The 2,108-nt window shown below is 35.5% G+C and carries 3 protein-coding genes and 1 pseudogene; all 4 read right to left on the bottom strand.

Features of this window, described 5'->3' with window-relative positions:
* Nucleotides 1–399: hypothetical protein (locus ABX784_RS17185; protein ID WP_372656289.1), on the bottom strand; the 399-nt coding region annotated here is incomplete at its 3' end.
* 49 nt (nt 400–448) lie between these two features.
* Complete coding sequence (locus tag ABX784_RS17180; RefSeq protein ID WP_372656288.1) at nt 449–751, bottom strand: DUF6172 family protein; 303 nt, start codon at nt 749–751, stop codon at nt 449–451.
* A gap of 71 nt (nt 752–822) precedes the next feature.
* Entirely contained in the window at nt 823–1,380 is a 558-nt protein-coding gene (locus tag ABX784_RS17175; protein ID WP_372656287.1) for a hypothetical protein, read from the bottom strand.
* 95 nt (nt 1,381–1,475) lie between these two features.
* Nucleotides 1,476–2,108 (bottom strand): annotated as a pseudogene (locus ABX784_RS17170) (hypothetical protein); the annotation flags it as partial.

Below are 2,108 nucleotides of genomic sequence, written 5' to 3'. Positions count from 1 at the left end.
TAAATTACCCTGAGAAATTAAGTACTGTATTTTAGATGCAAAGAGATGAACCTTTCCTTGATCAACTCTCTTTACTGAAGAGATCACTTTTAGAAAATCGAAAATATCAAATAGCTCATCTACATTTTTAATTTTTGCTATCGTTCTTTTAAATCTATCTTCTACTTCTTCAAAAAGATCTTTAGTTTTATAATCGTCTACATTAATTTGTAAAAGACTTGATTTTAAATTTTGAAGATTGGATTTATGGTTACTTCTCTTAAGGAATTGTTTCGTGATTTCTGAGCAACTAGATTGAACTTCAGCTGTTGAAGCAACGTCTCTACGATTCTCAATTCTAGCGCAACTTGAAAGGAGAAGTAGGGTTATGAATATAAAGGTTTTAGATTTTAATTTCACTCTACTTTATCGGAATAAAGTAGAGTAATCTTAAGGTGTTAGTTGATAATTATTTCTTTTGAGTTTCTTTTGTTTTAGATTTATAGGCTGGTCTTGCTAGTATTTCTAGGTAGAAAGCACCGTGGCCTTGAGAGAAAATATTATCAATACTTTTTCCGATATCTTTTAGTTCTAGTGTTTCGCTTACTGATTCATCTGCTCCGATTTTACAGTCAAATGCCCAAAAATCAGTCCCTTCTGGAAGCTTCTTTCTTCTTTCTCTAGCTATGTATTTTTTGATTTCATACTTTATAGAATCTATATTTCTTTCTGGTGTTTTGTTTTTTGATGCGAATGTAAATGACTTCTTCATATGTTCCTCTGTAATTCTTTAAGGTTTAGTATCAAAGAAATACAGAGAATACTATCTAAGTTACTAATTACTTAAATATTTACAGTGAAGCCAAGGGTTGTTTGATACTCCCTGTCACTGCCTTTAGGTTTTCCTGTGAAAATACCTGTAACTCCTAAATTTAGCCTGAATTTATTCAATAAATTGACTGAAAGTCCAGCTCCTGCGTACGGAGAGATTGTAACAGCGGGCTCTCTTGTTGTAGTGACACCAGCTTCAGTCGTCTCTATTTCTGATTTTCTAGCATGTCCTCCGGCCCTAATGTAAGTTGTGAGGACCTTAGTTCTTAAGAAGTTTGACCTAAGTCCTACCATCGCGGATGTAGCAGTCTCTTTAATTGTTAGGTCTTGATCTGGGAAAGACTCTGTGTCTTTTCCTTGAGTTACCTCTGCTTCTGCAGAGAGTAGAGGTGGACCGTATACGGCCCTCACTCCATAGATGAGTCTGTCTTTTGTATGTTGAGTTGGTGATATCTTTTGAACTCTCTCGTATCCGACAATAGGTCCAATGGTTAAATTACCTTTGGTGTTGGCCAATAGAGCTGAAGGGAATAATAGAGATACAAATATGGGTAGAGTTATCTTTTTCATAAGGATATTTTACCTTGTTTTAAATAAAATTTCGTTTGTGAGAAAAATATGCACTACGAAGGGAGGTAAGTGCTTGATTTTAAGCTTGATAGTTACTATTTCTTCTTGGACTGCTCTTTAAGCTTTCTTCTAAGTTCTTTATCTTTGAGTCTTTTTGCTTCTTTTGCTTTCTCGTAGAACTCATTGCCCTTAAATTGCTTTTTTGGTGATGCTGAAGTTTTTGATTCTTCTTTAAGCTTCTTTCTAAGTTCTTTATCTCTCTCGTTCTTAAGTTTTTTTGCCGACTGGTAGTAACTACTCTCAGTAATACTTACCTTGGGTGGAGCTTCTTTTTTGACTGTCGCCTTCTTTTTCTTAGCGGGAGAAGAGCTTCTTACAACTCTGCTTTCAATATGCTCTATCAACTCATGAATCATTTCTTCTTCGGACTTGTCGCTAGGATTGTAATTAATATTAAAAGTCTCTTTGAGGTAGCTTTTAAGAAATGTGACAAAAACTTCTTTCGGTCGAATGGAGAATTGATTGAGAAATGTTTCTTCTCCTATAATGTGGAGAGCGCTGTGTCCAGTTGTGTGGAACTCGTTTAGTAATGGAATACAGAAGTAGTCTGAGGGCTTTAGTGATGTCCCTCCGTTCGTACCAAGTCGTATGTGGTGAGCACACTGGGCTTTTTTTCCTGAGACAATACAGTTCTTAGTTCGCAGCCAAGCTAGATACTTTAAATTTCT

The sequence above is a fragment of the Halobacteriovorax sp. genome (genome assembly GCF_041587335.1).
Classification (GTDB): Bacteria; Bdellovibrionota; Bacteriovoracia; order Bacteriovoracales; family Bacteriovoracaceae; genus Halobacteriovorax.
This window is presented reverse-complemented; position numbering and strand designations above follow the sequence as displayed.

Excerpts from the sequence above, each read along its gene's own strand:
- ABX784_RS17180 (WP_372656288.1), bottom strand. The coding sequence starts at position 751 with ATGAAGAAGTCATTTACATTCGCATCAAAAAACAAAACACCAGAAAGA.
- ABX784_RS17175 (WP_372656287.1), bottom strand. The coding sequence starts at position 1,380 with ATGAAAAAGATAACTCTACCCATATTTGTATCTCTATTATTCCCTTCA.